The following is a 16,262-nucleotide window of genomic DNA, read 5'->3' on the forward strand; positions in this document are numbered from 1 at the left end:
CCGGTCCTCGTATCTGGTCCAGACGACCTGACGTTCCGCCGACCTCATTTCGTGTATTCTGGACACGAAGCTGGGGGTGTCCCTCCCCGGACGCAACCCCACCCCGGCCCCGCGGCCCGCCCTTCCTGGGACGCTGCGCAGAGGACGCCCCCATGTTCGCCCACGATCAGGCCAGACAGGACCTTCAGCGGGCCCGCCGTGCGCGGGAACTGCGTGACGTCCTGGCCATCCTGCGCCGGCAGCCGAACGAACTGATTCCCTTCGACTGGGTGCGTCACCTCTCCCCGCAGGGCGAACGCTGGCTGGGCGTGCGGCCCATCGACGTGGACCAGATCATCGGATCGGTGGACCGCTACCGCGAGTTCGACCGGCACTACCTCCCACGTGAAAAGCACCTGGACGAACGCTGGATCGGCGTGCGCGAGGCGCAGCTGCGCGGCAAGGAACTCCCGCCGATCCAGGTGTACAGCGTGGGCGGGCGGTACTTCGTCAAGGACGGCAATCACCGCGTGTCCATCGCCCGGCGCCAGGGCCAGAAGTACATCGACGCCGAGGTGATCGAGCTGGGCGTGACCATTCCCCCGGACAGCACGGATACCCTGAAGGACATCATCATCAAGGGCGAGTACGCGCGGTTCCTGAAAGACTCCCGCCTGGATGCGGCGGTGCCCGGGCACCTGGAGATCGTGTTCACCACGCCGGGGCGCTACGAGCGCGTGCTGGAACACATCCGCACCCGGCAGTACTACCTGGACCGCAAACCCGAACGCGCCGGCCTGCCGCCCGTGAGCTGGGAGGACGCCGTGCGCAGCTGGTACGAGCGCCTCTACCTGCGGGTGGTGCAGGAACTCGCCGAGCACGACGTGATGCGCCGCTTCCCGGGCCGCACCGAGGCGGACCTGTACCTGTGGATCATGGACCACCGCTACTTCCTGACGCAGGCCGCCGGGCACGACGTGGGCACCGAGGAAGCCACCGTGGATTTCAGCGCCCATCACGCCCCGCCCATCTACCGGCGGCTGGGGCAGCGGGCGAAGCTGCTGCTGCGCGGCCAGCTGCACCCGGCGCGGTAGGCGCGTCCGGCGGGAGTGCGGGCCTCACGTATACTGGCCTTTACTGTGAGTGGCTCCATTCAAATAACGGAGGCGGCCCTCGCGTCGCTGATCGGGCTGACCGCCCACGAGATCCCCGGGGTGGTGGGCATGGCGCCCGCCAGCATCAAGGAGGGCCTCAGCCGCGTGCTGGGCCGCGCGAACGTGAGCGAAGGCGTGGTGATCGGCAAGGACGGCGGGAAGTTCACGGCCGACCTGTACATCGTCGCGGCGTACGGCGTGAGCATCCCCACCGTGGCCCGCAACATCGTGGAGCGGGTCGAGCACGTCTGCCGCACGCAGGCGAGCATCGAACTGGCCGCCACCCGCGTGCATGCCGTGGGGGTTCAGCGTGTCTGAGCACCGCACCCTGAAGCCCGCCGACGTGGCCCGCATGTTCCGCTACGCCACCGACTGGCTGGGCGTGTACCGCGAACAGGTGAACGCCCTGAACGTGTACCCGGTGCCGGACGGGGATACCGGCACGAACATGCACCTGACCATGCAGTCGGTGCGCCGCGAACTGGACACCGCCGACGAGCACAGCATGGCGGCCGTGGCCAAGGCCATCAGTTACGGCGCGTTGCTGGGCGCCCGCGGGAACAGCGGCGTGATCCTCTCGCAGCTGCTCAAGGGCTTCGCCGAGACCATCCGCGACGCCCAGGAGATCGACGCGGCGCTGCTGGGCCGGGCCTTCGAGGCCGCCCGCAAGTCCGGATACGGCGCCGTGATGAAACCCGTGGAGGGCACCATCCTGACCGTCGCGCGCGGCGTGGCCGAGGGCGCCGCGCAGCCGGCAGACGTGGTGGAACTCGTGCTGGAAAACGCCCTGATCCGCGGGCAGGACCTGCTGGACCAGACGCCCGACATGCTCCCGGCGCTCAAGCAGGCGGGCGTGATCGACTCGGGCGGGCAGGGCTACCTGTACATCGTGCAGGGCCTGCTCGCGCAGCTGCGCGGCGAGGCGCTGCCGCCCGCGCCGGAAATCACCAGTTACGCCCAGGAACAGTTCGAGACCGAGGAGTTCGGGTTCTGCACCGAGTTCCTGATGAGTGACGCCACCAGACCCATCGAGGAGATCCGCGAACTGGTCAGCCCGTTCGGGGACAGCCTGCTGGTCGTGGGCGCCGAGGGGTACGTCAAGGGCCACATCCACACCAACGAACCCGACCAGCTGCTCGCCACGGTGGGCCGTTACGGCCGGATGCTGAAGACGAAGGTGGAGGACATGGCCGAGCAGCACACCGAGATTCTCGGCATGACCGGCGCCGCCGCCCGCGCCGAGGAGGAAGTCGCGCCGAGCGGGCTGGTGGCCGTGGCGAACGGCTACGGGCTGGTGAAACTGTTCCGCAGCCTGGGCGCGCGCATCGTGTCCGGCGGGCAGACCGCCAACCCCAGCGTGCAGGACATTGTGGACGCCGTCCGGTCGGTGAGCGCCGAGAAGGTCGTGATCCTGCCGAACAACAAGAACGTCCTGATGGCCGCCGAGAAGGCCATGGAACTCATGGAGGGCCGCGCGGTCGTGATTCCCACCCGCACACTCGGGCAGGGCATCGGCGCGGCGCTGGCCTTCAACCCGGAAGCGAGCGCCGAGGACCTGCGTGAAGGCATGGAGGCCGGCGCGCAGGCGGTCACGACCTTCGAGGTCACGCGCGCCAGCCGCACCACCAACATCACCACCAGGGGCGGCCGGACGCTGGACATCGCCGAGGGCGACGTGATCGGCCTGATGGACGACGAGCTCGTGCAGGCCGGCGGCACCCCTGAGGACAGCGTGCTGGACATGCTCGAGCAGGGCTTCCAGGGCCAGGAGATCGCCACGGTGTTCGGCGGCCCGCAGAAGACCGAGGAGGACCTGGAGGCCCTCGCCGGGCGCATCCGCAAGGAGTTCCCGTCCCTGGAAGTGGAGACGCACGCCGGCGGCCCGGACCTCTACGACTACCTCGTGACGCTGGAATAACCGAGGTGCCCCACCGGGTGGCAGGTCCCGACCGGGGCCGGTCACCCGGCGCCTGTTCCGCACCCCGGAGGTATTAACGGCCTGATAACGCCCCCCCGGGCATGCTGCGCGCATGAGTCCCAAGGCCCGCCTCCTGGTCCGCCGGCGTTCCCGCCCGGCGCCCGCCGCGCCCACCACCGCCGAGATCCTGCAGGCGCTGCCCGTGCCGCTGCTGTGGCAGGAGGGGGCCGGGCAGCCCCTGTGCGCCAACGCCGCCTACCACGCCCGCTGGGCGGCCCTGCCGGAGTGCGCGCAGCTGGAACAGCCCGGCGCCACCCTGATCCGGCTGCCCACCCCGGACGGCCCGCTCCGCTACGCCCGGCTGAGTGCCCACCCGGCCCCGGCCCTGTTGCAGGGCCTGCACCGCTGCTGGACGGCCGAGGACGTGCACGACTTCCTGGTGGACGCCCTGACCGGCCTGCCCACCCGGCAGGCCTGGGAGCGCGAGCGGCTTCCCTGCCCGGTCTCGCCGGCCCTGCACGTCACGCTGCTGGACCTGAACGGCTTCAAGGCCGTGAACGACACGCACGGCCACGCGGCCGGGGACGCCGCGCTGCGCCTGCTGGGCCGGCTGCTGGCGCGGGCCTGCGCCGGCCGGCCCGTGCAGGCCTACCGGCTGGGCGGCGACGAGTTCCTGCTGGCGGGCTGCGGCGACAACGGCGTGAACCTGGGTCAGCTGGAACGCGAGTTTCAGGCCTCGGCCCGCCGGGAGCTGGGGCTGACCGGCCTGAGCTTCGCGGTGGGGCAGGCGGCCGCGCCGCAGGACGGGCAGAGCGTCTCCGAGCTGCTGCGCGTCGCGGACGCGCGCATGTACCGCGCCAAGCATTCCGGGCGCGCGGGCACCCGGCCGCTGGGCGTGCGGGGCACCCTGATCCGTCTGGTGGCGGGCCAGCAGGCCGTGCTGAAGGTCGCGCCGCCGCTGTGGACAGCGGCCCGCGGGGAAGCGTGGTCCTTCTGACCCCCTCCTCCCTGGTCAGGGGCTTGGAATTCTCGGCGGACCTGCCCGGCGGGACGGTGGCGGGGCCGCCCACCCTGACGGTCGTGGTGGAGGCCGGGCGCCTGCACGTGCGGCAGCCGGGCGGGCTGAGCCCGCTGTACCGCTTCACGCCGCTGCGGCTGGCGATGATGTGCGGGCAGCAGGTGCCGTTTGCGAGCGAGTGGCCGGAGTACCTCAAGCCCTTCGTATACCGCTTCGTGCCGCTGCCGGCGCTGGACGTGCGGTCCACGCCGCTGGGCCTGCCCGGGGCGTTCGGCCGCCGGGCCCGGAGCCCGCACGGACTGCGGCCCTGGCCGCAGGCGACGTACAACGGCTGGCCGCTGTACTACCGGGAGGACACGCCCGGCCTGGCCGGCCACCACGCGATCTCGGACCTGTTCGATCTGGTCCAGGTGACCGTGCAGCCGCCCGTGCCGGACCCTCTGGCGGCCCCCTCCGGCGGACCGTGAACTAGACTTCAATGAGAGTTTTCCCACGTTCCCGGAGGAACCAGATGCCCCACATGCCCGAGATCCTGGCCGTCACGACCCTGAACGAGTACCTGTACGTCGTCACGCGTGCCGGGCACCTGCTCCCCGTCTACCGCTACGGGCCGCTGACGCCCAACACGACCGGCAATGTCCCCTGGGCGGAAAGCTGGCCCGAGTACAACCGCAGCGCCGTGGACACCTACCAGCCCGTGCCGCAGATGGACCCCGCCTACACCCCGGACCATCTGGAGACTTACTTCGGGGTTCAGCCGCGCCCCGGCAGTCACCGCTGCCCGTGGCCGCAGGCGGTGTACCGCGGGTGGCCGCTGTACCTGCTGGGGGACGGCACGCGGCCCTCCCCCGACCCGACCGCCGTTCATGACGCGGAGGGCGCCCTGTTCCGCATGGTGCGCGTGGACATCGAGCAGGGCCCGGTCACCGGGGAGACGGCCGGTACCGTCGCCCGCATCCGGCCGGTAAACGCGCCGGCCACCGCCGACGGGTCCGCGGCGCCGACCCTGGCCGCGCAGGCGATTCCAGACCCGGGCCTCGGAGACCCCGGGCTGGACGACAGCGGCCCGCACGTGGAGGGCGTGCCGGGGTTCTGCGGGCCCTGACCCACCGGGCGGGTCAGCCCAGCAGGTGCCGCAGGTCGGCGAGCAGGGCCGCTTCCGTCCGGGGCGGCCCTGCCTCCACCCCCGGGCGCTGGTGAGTCACCAGGGTCCGGGCAGTGCCGTGGTCCAGCCGCTCGTCCCGGCAGACGGCCGCCACGAGTTCCCCGAAAGCCTCCGGGTGCCGCGCGCTCAGGTCGGGCGCGACCCGCTGGAGAACCTCCACCAGATTCTCGAAGCTGGGCTGCGCGAGGATCCGGTCCACGGCCTGCGCCGCGCAGGCCCGCGCCTGCGGGGTGCGGCCCAGGGCGTACAGCGCCTCGGTTTCCATGGTAAGCGCATTGATGACCCATTCCGGGCTCTCGGCCTGTTCGGCAAGCTGCCGCGCCGCCTGGAACTGCGCCTGGGCGCGCCGGGCCTCGCCCTGGGCGAGCAGAGCCATGCCCTGGAACACCAGGATCTGCGCCTGATGGTCCAGGTCGTGCGCGGCGCGGGCCTCCTCCAGCAGCGCCGCGGCCTGCTGCACGATCCCGGCGTGGTCGGGGGCGGTGACGTGCAGGTTCAGCCACAGGTTCTTCACGCGCACCTGCAGGGGGGCGCCGGGCCCGAACAGCGGCGCGGCGCGCGGCAGAAGTTCCGTGACGCGGGCCGCATCACCGACCTTCACCAGCGCGATCAGCAGGTTCATCAGGTACATCTGCTCCCGGCCGGGGTCGTTCAGGGCCTGCGCGAGGGCCAGCGCCTGCTCCAGCAGGCCCGCAGCGACCCGCGTGCGGCCCTGCTTCTGCCGGATCACGGCCAGGGTGTTCAGGGCGCGCATGCGGTGGCCGGGGTCGTCGGCCAGCGGGCCCTGCAGGAAGCGGCCGGCGAGCGTCTGGGCGTCCAGGAGCCGCTCGGCGCTCTGCGCGAGCCACATGGTGCAGATGGCCGCGGTGGCCTGCGTGTCGGCGGGCGCGCCGGCGTCCTCCAGCGCGTCGGACAGCTGCTGGAAGACGTCCGTGCCGCTCTCGGCGGTGCCGCGCCCCAGGTGGTGGGCCATCAGCTGATTCAGGAGGGCGGGCGTGACCTCGCCAAATGAGATGGCGGCGTGCAGGGCCCGCACGATGTTCCCGAGGTCCGCCGCGACCTCCGGGCGGGTGGGCGCGCCCCCACCCAGCAGGGTCAGGTAGTGGCGGGCATGGTCGCGTTCGGCCGTCCGGATCAGGGCCGGGTGTGCGGCGCCCACGTCGCGCAGGAAAGGCGTGAGGGCGGCCGGGACGCGCAGGCGGTCGCTGCCCGGGCGGTAGGCCTCCAGGAACGCGCGGGCCAGCAGGGCGTCCAGTGCCGCGTCCGGAATGCCGAGCTGCGCCGCGTCGTGCGGATCGAGGTCCGCGAAGACGCTGAGTTTCAGGGCGGCCTCACGCTCGGGGCCACCCAGCAGCGCCCAGGCGGGCCGGGCGGCCAGCAGCAGCCCCCGGTCCCCGTCGGCCCCGGCGCCCAGGCCCGCCTCGCGCAGGATGCGGGCGTGCACGTCCGCGAGGCCCTCGCGGCCCAGCCAGGACGCGGCCAGCGTCAGCGCCAGCGGGTGGCCTTCCAGGCGCCGGACGATTCCGGAGAGCAGCGCGGCGTCCGGCCCGCTGAAGTTCAGGTCGCGGCGCACGCGGGCGGCCTCGCGCATGAACAGCGCCGCGGCGGGACTGGCGTGCAGTTCCGGTTCGGTGGCGTCCGGCGCAGGGCACGGCAGGCCGCCCAGATGCAGCGTGAGGGCTGCGGGGGCGTCCGGGCGGGGCCGGCGGGTGCTGACCAGCCAGCAGACTCCGGGCAGCTGCGCCGCGGCGGCCGTGAGCCAGCGGCCCAGGTCCGCGAGGTCGTCCGGGCCGTCCAGCAGCACCAGCGTGCCCGGCGCCAGCGCGGAGCGCAGGTCCGCCCAGCCTCCCGGTCCGCCCTGCGCTCCGGCGAGGCCCTCCTGCACCTCGCTGGGGTGGTGCAGGCCCTGCGCACTCAGGTGCGTGACCGGGCGGCCCAGGGCGTGCCATTCGCGCAGCACCTCGCGGCCCAGCGCGGACTTCCCGATGCCGGGCGGGCCGGTGATCAGGGCCGCCGGCGCGGCCTGGGGGTCGGCCGCCCAGGCCAGCAGCCGGCCCACCTCGGCCGCGCGCCCCAGCAGCCGGCCCCCGGCGCTCACCTGGCCGCCGTCCCGCTGCTCGCCGTCCGGGCCGGTCAGGTCGGCGAGTTCGGCGCGGAGTTCGGCTTCCAGGGCGCTGCCGGGCAGGGTCAGGGCCAGCGCCTGCCGCAGCAGGTCCGGGGTGGCGGCCGCCGCGCCCGGCAGGCGGTAGGCCAGTTCGGCGTGGTGGGCCGCCGCGCCCGGGTCCAGCCCTGCGGCGGCCCGCAGGGTTTCGAGCTGCACGTGCAGCGCCAGCCGTTCGCGCTGCGCGAGCACCCAGTCCTCGAATTCGGGCAGGGTGCCGCTCAGGTCCGCGCCGTGCAGGAAGGGTCCGGGGTAGGCGTGCAGCGCCGCCAGCCCGCGGGCTGAGAGCAGGGTCAGGGCGTCGCAGGGGCCGGTCCAGGCCAGCGGGTCGTCGCCGTGCACGGCCGCGCCGGCCGCCTCACGCAGGGCGTGCAGGGCGACGCGCAGGCTGCTGTCCGGCTGCCGCGCCTGCGGCCACAGCAGTTCCGCCAGCGCCCGCCGGGCCGTGGGGCCCTCCACGGCGAGGTACGCGGCGAGCAGCAGCGGTTTGACCCGCCGGAAAGTGTGGAAGTGTAGTCCGCCCAGCGTCTGTAACGTCATTGCCTGATGTCCTGTGGGCCTCCCGGGTGCCCCGCATTGTAGAGGCCGGCCGCCGCCGGGGGGGCATGGCGGGGCGCTGACCGGCGGGTGGTAGCGTAACCGGATGCTGGACCCGCACGCCTCCCTGCCGTATTCCGCGACTGTTCACCCGGACGCCCGGCGCGCCAAACGCCTCACCTGGGATTCCCGCGAGGCGGGCCCGGACGTGGCGTTCGTGGCGCTGCCCGGCGAGAAGATGCATGGCAACGCCTTCGTGCAGCAGGCCCTGGACCGCGGCGCGCCCTTCGTGCTCACCGACCAGGACGTGCCCCGCGCGGTGCGCGTGCCGGAGGGCGGGGCGCAGGCGGCGCTGTTCGCGTGGGCGCGGCGGGAACGCGCGAGGAACCGGCTGGTGGTGGGCATCACCGGCAGCGCCGGCAAGACCACCGCGAAGACGTACGTGGCGGCCGCCCTGGACGCGCACGCGATGCCGGTGTTCAACACCATGCCGGCCATCGCGTGCTTCCTGATCCAGTTCGGGGCGAGCCCGCGCCCGCTGGTGGTGGAGATGGGCATCGACCGGCTGGGTGAGATGGCGGAACTGATGGACCTCGTGCGGCCCGACGTGGGCGTGGTCACGACCATCGGCCCGGCGCACCTGGAGGGGCTGGGCAGCGTGGAGAACATCGTGCGGGAGAAGGGCCTGATCCTGGCGGCCCCGCGCGCGCTGGTGGGGGCGCAGGCGGCCGCCCACTACCCGGGCGTGGACAGCTACGGTTTCGGGGACGTGACCTTCGCTGGGCAGGACCTGGAGATCACGCCGCAGGTGGCACGCTTCTGCTTCGGGTCCTGGCGGGTGATCCTGCCGCTCGCCTCGCGCGTGCAGGCGGAGGCGGCCGTGCTGGGTTTGCAGCTCGCGCGGGAGGCGGGCCTCACGATGCTGGACGCCGCGGTGCGCCTGTCGGTCGCCAGCGTGCCCGGCGGGCGGTACCGGGTGCTGCCCGGGCGCTTCACGATCATCGACGACGCGTACAACGCCTCCCCCGTGGCGGTCCGCGCGGCGCTGGACGCCTTGCAGGCCCAGCCGGGGCGGCACGTCAGCGTGCTGGGGCACATGCTGGAACTCGGGGAGCAGGAGCGCGCCCTGCACGCCGAGGTGGGCGCCTACGCCCGTGAGCGGGCCGACCTGACCTTCGGCGTGGGGCCCCTGGCGGCGGAGCTGGGCGACCGGGCGTACGCGACCGTGCCGGAGCTGCTGGACGCGCTGAAGGCCGAGCTGCGGGACGGGGACGTGGTGCTGGTCAAGGCCAGCCGGGGCATCTCCATGACGCCCGCCGAACGCCTGCAGGCCGGGGTGGGCCTGGACGTCGTGGTGAACGAACTGCAGGCGTGGCGTGACGCGCCCACCCCGGCCGCGGGCCACTAGGCCGCCCGCGGGCCTCACCGGGTTCTCGGGCGCGGTGGGGAGAATGGGAAGCATGCTGCCACTGCTGCCCGCGTCCCGTCTCGCCTCCGCCGCCCTGCTGGGGGCCGCCCTGCTGGGCGCCTGCGCCCCGGCACCCGCCCGGACGGCGGGACCGGCGGCCGCAGGCACGCCGGGACTGCAGGTGGCGGCGGAGGTCGAGGCGGACGCGGCCGCCTTCCGCGCAGCGTTCAGTGATCTGGGTGTGGCCTGGGTGGCGGCGGGGCGGGCGTGCGTGGCGCGCGCGCCGGAGTACCGCGCGACCTGCCCGAAGCTGCCGCCGGTGGTGGACGTCGCCTGGGACGGCCTGGACGTCTGGGCGGCGGTGCCGTCGCTGGCGCAGGTGGTGACCGTGGACCGCGCGCCCCGGAACGTGAACGTGGGGCGGGTGGTGCGCCTGAGTGCGGTCGCGGCCTACCGTGAGGACGGCAGCGCCGTGTCGTACGCCGGCGTGGCACGGCCGGGCGTGCTGGGCGCGCCCAGCGCCGCCCTGACCGGCGGGGACGGCGTGGATTACGCGCGGGTGCGGGGCACACTGGTGCGCGTGCCGGACGGCGTGCTGCTGCGCGGCGCGGCCGGGCCGTACCTGGTGGTCACGCCGGGCGGCGCCGAGGCGGCCGAGGCGCCGGAGGTCGTGACGGCCGCCGGGCGGTACCGCCTGGCCGGTGGGGTGCTGGACTGGCGGGACGGGGCGGGCGTGGTGCGGGCCCGGGTGCCGCACGGTCCGGGCCGGGTGGGCCGGGTGGGGCAGGAGATCGTGACGGTCAGTGCGGCGGGCACCGTGCGGCGGTTCACGCCGGACCTCTCGGCCGAGCTGACCCGCTGATCTGCCCCCGTCCGGGGGGCCCGGGACCGCCAGGAAGCTGCGCCTGGCGGACCTTTCTTTTGACCGTGAAAAACCTCTGAGAATTGATGTGCGGAAGGTGTCAGAGTGCCGAGAGATTGCTAATGTTTTGATGTCCCCGTGAGGTTTCTCACCGACTTGAGTCCGGTTTCGGTTCGTCCCCTCCGTCTTCTCGCACCTCTGGATGCCTCCCACCAGATGAGTGAATGCTAAACTTCGCCTGATCCTGGAGGGAGAATGTCGAGTTTCCTGCAACGCCTGCTTAACCCGCGCCCGAACGCCCTCGGAGTGGAAATCGGAACGAGTTCCATCAAGGTCGTCGCGCTGCGCCCCGGCTCTCCGCCCTCTCTCCAGCACGCGCTGATGATCCCCACCCCGATCGGCAGCATGCGTGACGGTCTGGTCGTCGAACCCCAGGCGGTCGCCACCGAGCTGAAAAACCTGCTGGCGGAGCACAAGATCACCACCCGCCACGCCGTGACCGCCGTGCCCAACCAGTCGGCCGTCACGCGCAACATCATGGTGCCCAAGATGGACCGCAAGGACCTTCAGGAAGCCATCAAGTGGGAGGCCGAGCGGTACATCCCGTACCCCATCGACGAGGTCAGCCTGGACTTCGACCTGCTCGACGACCCCACCACCATCCCCGAGGACGGCCAGATGGAGGTCCTGATCGCCGCGGCGCCCAGCGAGGCCGTCGCGCGGCAGATCGAGGTGCTGCGCCTCGCCGGCCTGGAACCCACCGTGGTGGACCTCAAATCCTTCGCGGCGCTGCGCGCCCTGCGCGGCAACCTGCTTGGCGAGCACCTCACCAAGAGCACCCTGACCGGCACCAACTACACCGAGTCCGGCGAGGTCGCCCTGGTGCTGGAGATCGGCGCGAGCGGCAGCGTGATCAACCTCGTGCGCGGCGACCGCGTGCTGATGGCCCGCAACATCAACATCAGCGCCGACGACTTCACCACCGCCCTCCAGAAGGCCTTTGACCTGGACTTCACGGCCGCCGAGGAAGTCAAGCTGGGCTACGCCACCGCCACCACGCCCACCGAGGACGAGGAAGACCTCCTGAACTTCGACATGGCGCGCGAGCAGTACAGCCCCGCCCGGGTGTTTGAGGTGATCCGCCCCGTGCTGGGCGACCTGATCACCGAGATCCGCCGCAGTCTGGAATTCTACCGCGTGCAGAGCGGCGACGTGGTCATCGACCGGACCTTCCTGGCCGGCGGCGGCGCGAAACTCCGCGGCCTGTCCGCAGCCATCAGCGACGCGCTGGGCTTCCGGGTGGAGGTCGCCAGCCCCTGGCTGACCGTCCAGACCGACCAGGCGAACGTGGACACCGGCTACCTCCAGGCGAACGGCCCGGAATTCACCGTGCCGCTGGGCCTCGCGCTGCGGGGGGTGAAAGCCAATGGTTGAGATCAACCTGCTGCCGCAACAGGACCGCGCGCGCACGCAGCCCAGCGCCTGGCGCTACGCCACGGTGGTGCTGCCCATCGTGACCGCCGCCGGGATCCTGATTCCGGAAGTGATGACCGCCACCACCATCTCCAACCTGCGCAAGGAACTCGACCAGCTCAACGGCGAGATCACCACCCTGACGCCCGCGAAAAACGAGTTCGACGCGCTCACCACCGAGAAACGCAACCTGATGCAGACGACGGCGATCGCGCAGCAGCTCGCCAGCGGCAAGTCCTACTGGTCCAACGACATCGCGTCGTTCACCCGCCGCCTCCCGCAGAGCAGCGGCGTGGCGGTCAAGACCATGACCATCAAGCCCATGGACGCTGCGCAGCTCACCAGCAACCAGCAGAGCGGCATCTACGTCGGCAAGAGCGTCACGCGCGAAATCGACATCACCGGGCAGGCCACCGGCCAGCAGGCGGTCGTGAACTTCCTGAACACCTACGAGAACGACCCGAACTTCGGCGTGAACTTCAAGAGCATGCAGAAAGACGGCGAGACCAGCGACTACACCTTCAGCGCCACGGTCGGCGTGGTCGGCGCGGCCCCCACGCCCGCCGCCGGCACGCCGGGCACGGCCACCCCCACCGCCGCTCCGGCGGCCCCCCCGGCCGCGCCCGCCAGCGGAGGCCAATGATGTTCGACAAGATGCCGCCCCGCAACCTGTTCCTGATCACGCTGGCCGCCTGCCTGGCGGTGGCCGGCATGTGGTACACGCTGCGCTTCAAACCCCGCCAGGACGAGATCGCCCTGCTGCGCACCGACGTGCAGACCGCGCAGGACAAGGTCGCGCAGTACCGCACCGCGCAGGCGCAGCTCCCGGCCCTGCGGGAGGAAGTCGCCAAACTGCGCGTCGAGCAGGCCGAGTTCCTCCGCGCCCTGCCGAACACCGCGAACTTCGGCTCGGTCCTGAACGAACTGCGCCAGACCAGCGCCTCCAACGGCGTGAACCTCACCAACGTGACCGTCTCCACCGGCGCGGCCACCGGGCTCCCGGCCGGCGTGCGCCCCATCGCGCTGACCCTGAACCTCAACGGCAAGTTCCGCAACGTGTACCGCACCATCCAGTCCGTGGAGACCATGGGCCGCTTCACGAACATCAACAGCGTGGCCCTGCAACTGCCGCAGGCGGACAGCCTGGACCCGGACCTGGAAAGCAATCTGGGCCTGACCGTGTACACCTATGATCCCAACCTGGCGGCCGCCCCGGCCGACCCGAACGCTGCCCCGGCGGCGCCGGCGGCCGCGCCGGCCGCCCCGGCTGGAGGTGCCCAGTGACCCGTGAGCCTGCCTCCGTGAAACCGGCCGGGCCGGGGGGCCTCGCCCTGTCCCGCGAGATGAAACTGGTGCTGCTGCTGCTGGGCATGGTCGCCCTGATCGGCGCGTGGTACCTGTGGACCAGCACCCGCGCGCCCGCCGAGGAAACCGGGGTGCCCACCCCGCCCACCGCCGAGGGCACCCCCAACGCCGGCACGGACGGCACCGGCACCCCGGACGGCGCGGGTGAGAACGGCGGCGTGACCACCGTGACGCCCGCCCCGAACTCAGAGGCCGGCAGCCCCGACCAGGGCGGCGTGAACGTCGCCACGCCCGGCCCGGTGGACGTGGAGGTGGCCCCGCCCTTCCCGGACGCCGAGACCGGCACGACCGCCGAAACGGCCCCCAAGACGCCCACCCCGGACGGCATCAACCCCGACACGGCGCTCGCCAGCGTGCCCGGGCAGAACCCCTTCCAGCCCCTGCGCGTCGAGACGGACGCGACGGCCAGCACCCCGGCCGCCAGCGTGCCCACGCCCGCCCCGACCGCCAGCGTGCCCGTCCCCGAGGCGCCTGTCAGCGTCGCGCCGATCAGCGTGGATCCCATCGGCACCAGCGGCGGCGCCCTGAGCATCACCCCGGTCCCCGGCAGCACCGCCAGCAGCGCCCGGCCCGGCACCAGCGGCGGCCTGGCCTTCCCGACCATCCCCGGCAGCAGCACCCCGCCGAAGGTCACCATCACGCCCATTCCCGCGTCGGGCGGCAGCGTGACCAGCATCCCCGGCACCACCATCCCGGGCGGCACCGTGAGCATTCCGGGCAGCACCGTCACCCCACCCCCTGTGGCACCGCCCGTGGCCGGCGTGACGGCCCCCACCCCCACCACGCCCGTGCCCGCCGGCACGCCCGGCGACACCGTCAGCAGCGCACCCGCGGCCGGCAACCCGCAGGTCATCACCGAACTGGGCGCCGCGGCCCCCACGCCCACCCCGATCACCACCACGTCCGCACTGGATTCCGCCCTGCAGACCCGCGGCGTGAGCCTGAACGGCGTGGTGCTGGGCCCGCAGAGCACCGCGATCTTCAAGGGCAACGACGGGTTCACGGTCGTGTCGGTCGGCCAGACGCTTCCCGACTCGCAGATCACCCTGAAAGCCGTCAGCGCGACCTCCGCGACCCTGGCCCTCGGCAACGAAACCAAGACTCTTGAACTGGACAAAAGGTGAGCCATGAGTAAACGTCACGCCCTTCTCCTGACCGCCATGCTCGGCATGGCCGCCCCCGCGCTCGCGCAGACGACCTCCAGCACCTCCACCGCCGACCCGCAGCTGACCGCGGCCCGCGTCACCTTCGACGTGCAGCGCACCGGCAGTGACCTCGCCTCGCTGCTGATCGCCGTGGCCCAGAGCGCCGGGTACGAGATCATCATCGAGCCGGCCGCCGACGCGGTCCTGAAGGCCAACAGCGTGAACGCCGCCGGGGCCGCCGCGGGCGGACAGGCGGGCGCCGTGACCACCGTGAACTACAAGGTCAGCGACAAACCCTTTAACGAGGTCTGGCCGCTGCTGCTGGACATGTACGGCCTGAGCTACGAAACCATCAAGGTCGGCGGGAAGGACATCCTGCGCGTCAGCGTGCGGCCCATCCAGCGGGTCGTGAAGCTCAACCCCCCGCTGATCGCCTCCCAGGTCGAGTACCAGCTCAAGCTCGCCTTCGGCACGCCCAGGGCCGCGGCCCCGGCCACCACGGCGGCCACCGGCAACGCCGCGCCCGCCACCACGGCCACCGCCCCCGAGGTGGTGCTGGACTCCCCCACCATGCGCATCGTGGCGGAGAACTCCTCGAACAGCATCATCATCCGCGGCACCAACCAGGAAGTCGCGCAGGTCGAGCGGCTGCTGAACCAGATCGTGGCCGTGCAGTCCCCGCTGGTCACGCAGGCCGCCCCCACCGCCGCGCAGCCCGTGCAGCGCGTGTACACCGTCAAGGGCCTCCAGGCCGACGCGACCGCCCTGCTCGCCGCGCAGTACCCGGAACTGAAGGTCACGGCCGTGGGCCAGACCGGGCAGCTGGTCATCACCGGCCCGCAGGCGACCGTGGACGCCGCGCTGACCCTGCTGGCGCAGGTGGACCGCGTCGCGCCGGCCGTGGTGGCTGCCACGGTCGTGCAGCGCGTGTTCCAGCTTGTGAACGCCAGCGCCGAGGAGGTCAAGGCGACGCTGGAAGGCACGCTGTCCCGCGACCTGAACGCCGGCAGCAACCTGGTGCCCAACGCCACGCTGATCAACCCCCTGACCGGACAGCCATACACCAGCGGCACCCTGGCGAACATGCCGGTGAGCACCGCGGCCGCCGCGACCGGCCAGGGCACGGCGACGGCCAGTACCACCCCGGCCAGCACGCAGGCTGCCACGCTGATCGCGGACAAGCGCACCAACACTCTGATCGTGCGCGGCACGCCCGAGCAGGTCGCGCAGGTGGCCGAACTGGTGCCCCAGCTGGACCAGAAGGTCCCGCAGGTGAACGTGCAGGTCCGCATCCACGAGATCACCGAGCGTGCCGCGCGCACGCTGGGCGTGGACTGGAAGATCGGGTTCGGCGGCTTCAGCATCAGCATGGGCGGCGCCGGCCTTCAGGCGGCCTTCGACCCGACCCGGAACCTGGTGGGCTTCAACATCGGACCGACGCTGAACGCGCTGCAGACGCAGGGCCTGAGCAAGTCCATCTACGACGGCACCATCACCATGCAGAGCGGCCAGCGTTCCCTGGGCGGCACCACCGACACCCAGAACGCCTCGGCGACCGCAGCGGCCACCATCAAGTCCGGCGGGCGTCTGGAAGTGAACATTCCCAGCCAGGCGGCGAACGTGCCCGCCATTCAGAAGCAGATCGATTACGGCGTGAACCTGGACTTCTTCAGCCCCCAGGTCGCCCCGGACGGCACCATCACCATGCGTGTGCGCGGTCAGGTGAACGACCTGCAGACGGCCGTGAACGCCAGCACCATCCCCAACCTGCTGCAGTTCACGAACAGCGAGGCGCAGACCACCCTGACCTTCAAGAACGGGGAGACGCTGCTGCTCGCGGGCCTGCTGGCCACCAAGGAAACGAAGACGAACAGCGGCACGCCCTTCCTCTCGCAGCTGCCTATCATCGGCGGGCTGTTCGGGAAGGAAGACACCGTCAAGCAGCAGACCCAGCTGCTCGTGGTGATCACCGGCACCCTGGTCAAGTAACCCCACCATTCCAAGGCAGGCACCTCCGCGCGGGGTGCCTTTCTGCTGCCGGCTCTGTTTGGGCAGGGCCGCCCTGTGAGGCGTGCGG

The 16,262-nt window shown here is 72.2% G+C and carries 14 protein-coding genes; 13 read left to right on the forward strand and 1 reads right to left on the reverse strand.

Annotation, left to right across the window (positions count from 1 at the left end; translation table 11 throughout):
* The first annotated feature begins 152 nt into the window (after positions 1 to 152).
* The 6 genes from DFI_RS09860 to DFI_RS09885 all read left to right on the forward strand — a co-directional run bounded on the left by DFI_RS09860 (position 153) and on the right by DFI_RS09885 (position 5,174).
* A complete protein-coding gene (locus DFI_RS09860; RefSeq protein ID WP_027462990.1) occupies positions 153 to 1,073 on the forward strand; it encodes a DUF4032 domain-containing protein in 921 nt (306 codons plus the stop codon).
* A 45-nt stretch (positions 1,074 to 1,118) separates the two neighbouring features.
* Positions 1,119 to 1,451, forward strand: coding sequence for an Asp23/Gls24 family envelope stress response protein (locus tag DFI_RS09865; RefSeq protein ID WP_022801460.1), 333 nt, complete (start codon positions 1,119 to 1,121; stop codon positions 1,449 to 1,451).
* A gap of 34 nt (positions 1,452 to 1,485) precedes the next feature.
* A complete protein-coding gene (locus DFI_RS09870) occupies positions 1,486 to 3,051 on the forward strand; it encodes a DAK2 domain-containing protein (RefSeq protein WP_043778108.1) in 1,566 nt (521 codons plus the stop codon).
* A gap of 112 nt (positions 3,052 to 3,163) precedes the next feature.
* Positions 3,164 to 4,048, forward strand: coding sequence for a GGDEF domain-containing protein (locus DFI_RS09875; protein WP_051307763.1), 885 nt, complete (start codon positions 3,164 to 3,166; stop codon positions 4,046 to 4,048).
* 23 nt (positions 4,049 to 4,071) lie between these two features.
* On the forward strand, positions 4,072 to 4,536 hold the full coding sequence (locus tag DFI_RS09880) for a hypothetical protein (protein ID WP_027462992.1): 465 nt from the start codon (positions 4,072 to 4,074) through the stop codon (positions 4,534 to 4,536).
* 44 nt (positions 4,537 to 4,580) lie between these two features.
* Complete coding sequence (locus DFI_RS09885) at positions 4,581 to 5,174, forward strand: hypothetical protein (protein ID WP_027462993.1); 594 nt, start codon at positions 4,581 to 4,583, stop codon at positions 5,172 to 5,174.
* Between the two features lie 13 nt (positions 5,175 to 5,187).
* Here the strand turns inward: DFI_RS09885 and DFI_RS09890 are convergent, their stop codons facing one another.
* Entirely contained in the window at positions 5,188 to 7,935 is a 2,748-nt protein-coding gene (locus tag DFI_RS09890; RefSeq protein WP_043778045.1) for an ATP-binding protein, read from the reverse strand.
* 103 nt (positions 7,936 to 8,038) lie between these two features.
* Between DFI_RS09890 and murF the strand changes: the two genes are divergently transcribed.
* The 7 genes from murF to DFI_RS09930 all read left to right on the forward strand — a co-directional run bounded on the left by murF (position 8,039) and on the right by DFI_RS09930 (position 16,174).
* On the forward strand, positions 8,039 to 9,340 hold the full coding sequence (gene murF, locus DFI_RS09895) for a UDP-N-acetylmuramoyl-tripeptide--D-alanyl-D-alanine ligase (protein WP_027462994.1): 1,302 nt from the start codon (positions 8,039 to 8,041) through the stop codon (positions 9,338 to 9,340).
* A gap of 52 nt (positions 9,341 to 9,392) precedes the next feature.
* Positions 9,393 to 10,202, forward strand: coding sequence for a hypothetical protein (locus tag DFI_RS20160; RefSeq protein ID WP_081425835.1), 810 nt, complete (start codon positions 9,393 to 9,395; stop codon positions 10,200 to 10,202).
* 255 nt (positions 10,203 to 10,457) lie between these two features.
* Positions 10,458 to 11,636 carry a type IV pilus assembly protein PilM gene (gene pilM / locus DFI_RS09910; protein WP_022801452.1) on the forward strand — a complete coding sequence of 393 codons (1,179 nt, stop codon included), beginning with the start codon at positions 10,458 to 10,460 and terminating at the stop codon, positions 11,634 to 11,636.
* Positions 11,629 to 12,318 carry a fimbrial assembly protein gene (locus DFI_RS20165; RefSeq protein WP_027462996.1) on the forward strand — a complete coding sequence of 230 codons (690 nt, stop codon included), beginning with the start codon at positions 11,629 to 11,631 and terminating at the stop codon, positions 12,316 to 12,318. Before pilM ends, DFI_RS20165 begins: the two co-directional genes overlap by 8 nt.
* Positions 12,318 to 12,959 carry a type IV pilus inner membrane component PilO gene (locus DFI_RS09920; protein WP_027462997.1) on the forward strand — a complete coding sequence of 214 codons (642 nt, stop codon included), beginning with the start codon at positions 12,318 to 12,320 and terminating at the stop codon, positions 12,957 to 12,959. Before DFI_RS20165 ends, DFI_RS09920 begins: the two co-directional genes overlap by 1 nt.
* Complete coding sequence (locus DFI_RS09925; RefSeq protein WP_118375873.1) at positions 12,956 to 14,164, forward strand: hypothetical protein; 1,209 nt, start codon at positions 12,956 to 12,958, stop codon at positions 14,162 to 14,164. The genes DFI_RS09920 and DFI_RS09925 overlap by 4 nt, the downstream gene beginning before the upstream one ends.
* Positions 14,165 to 14,167: 3 nt before the next feature.
* On the forward strand, positions 14,168 to 16,174 hold the full coding sequence (locus DFI_RS09930; protein ID WP_027462999.1) for a type II secretion system protein GspD: 2,007 nt from the start codon (positions 14,168 to 14,170) through the stop codon (positions 16,172 to 16,174).
* The last annotated feature ends 88 nt before the right edge of the window (positions 16,175 to 16,262 follow it).

The organism is Deinococcus ficus (assembly GCF_003444775.1).
GTDB classification, from domain to species: domain Bacteria; phylum Deinococcota; class Deinococci; order Deinococcales; family Deinococcaceae; genus Deinococcus; species Deinococcus ficus.

What these genes read in the sequence shown, in the direction of transcription:
- DFI_RS09860 (WP_027462990.1), top strand. Translation starts at nt 153, where the DNA reads ATGTTCGCCCACGATCAGGCCAGACAGGACCTTCAGCGGGCCCGCCGT.
- DFI_RS09870 (WP_043778108.1), top strand. Translation starts at nt 1,486, where the DNA reads ATGTTCCGCTACGCCACCGACTGGCTGGGCGTGTACCGCGAACAGGTG.
- DFI_RS09875 (WP_051307763.1), top strand. Translation starts at nt 3,164, where the DNA reads ATGAGTCCCAAGGCCCGCCTCCTGGTCCGCCGGCGTTCCCGCCCGGCG.
- DFI_RS09885 (WP_027462993.1), top strand. Translation starts at nt 4,581, where the DNA reads ATGCCCCACATGCCCGAGATCCTGGCCGTCACGACCCTGAACGAGTAC.
- DFI_RS09890 (WP_043778045.1), bottom strand. Translation starts at nt 7,935, where the DNA reads ATGACGTTACAGACGCTGGGCGGACTACACTTCCACACTTTCCGGCGG.
- murF (WP_027462994.1), top strand. Translation starts at nt 8,039, where the DNA reads ATGCTGGACCCGCACGCCTCCCTGCCGTATTCCGCGACTGTTCACCCG.
- DFI_RS20160 (WP_081425835.1), top strand. Translation starts at nt 9,393, where the DNA reads ATGCTGCCACTGCTGCCCGCGTCCCGTCTCGCCTCCGCCGCCCTGCTG.
- pilM (WP_022801452.1), top strand. Translation starts at nt 10,458, where the DNA reads ATGTCGAGTTTCCTGCAACGCCTGCTTAACCCGCGCCCGAACGCCCTC.
- DFI_RS20165 (WP_027462996.1), top strand. Translation starts at nt 11,629, where the DNA reads ATGGTTGAGATCAACCTGCTGCCGCAACAGGACCGCGCGCGCACGCAG.
- DFI_RS09920 (WP_027462997.1), top strand. Translation starts at nt 12,318, where the DNA reads ATGTTCGACAAGATGCCGCCCCGCAACCTGTTCCTGATCACGCTGGCC.
- DFI_RS09930 (WP_027462999.1), top strand. Translation starts at nt 14,168, where the DNA reads ATGAGTAAACGTCACGCCCTTCTCCTGACCGCCATGCTCGGCATGGCC.